This is a genomic window from Protofrankia sp. Cr1, assembly GCF_963555865.1.
GTDB lineage: Bacteria > Actinomycetota > Actinomycetes > Frankiales > Frankiaceae > Protofrankia.
Genome location: NZ_CAUVXO010000176.1, coordinates 10,312 through 10,815, shown reverse-complemented (window position 1 = coordinate 10,815; position 504 = coordinate 10,312). Strand labels below are relative to the sequence as shown.

The 504-nt window shown below is 69.0% G+C and carries 1 pseudogene; it reads left to right on the top strand.

The window, feature by feature from the left end:
• Positions 1 to 95: 95 nt before the first annotated feature.
• Positions 96 to 504: pseudogene (locus tag U9980_RS14905) on the top strand (hypothetical protein); the annotation flags it as partial.

Genomic DNA, 504 nt, shown 5'->3' with positions numbered 1-504 from the left:
ACCGGCTCGCAGAGGGATCGCGGGCCGGAAGAGGCGACGGCGGAGAACGGGGAACAACCAGGGCGACAGCGCAGCGGGATCGGGCGACGAGAGAGATGGTGAAGATCATGCGGGTGGACGGCCTGACGTCTTTTCACGAGGAGATCGAAGGAGTGGTCGCGGAGGCGTCCCACGCACCGTCGATCCATGACACCCAGCCGTGGCACTGGCTGGTCGCAGACAGACGCCTGGAGCTCTTCGCGGACCCGTCCCGACTTCTGGGCGCCGTCGACCCCGACGGCCGGCAACTACTGATCAGCTGTGGTGCCGCCCTGTATTACGCGCGGATCGCCCTGCGGCTGCGCGGGTTCGTCCCGGATGTCGTCGTCCTGCCCGGCGGACCGGGCTATGGCGGCCTCGACCGGGACCTCGCCGGCAAGGAGCCACTCGCGACCATCCGCATCAACGAAGCCAGGCCGCCTGACGCCTGGGAGCGGTCGCTGGGCACCGCAGTACACCTCGGAC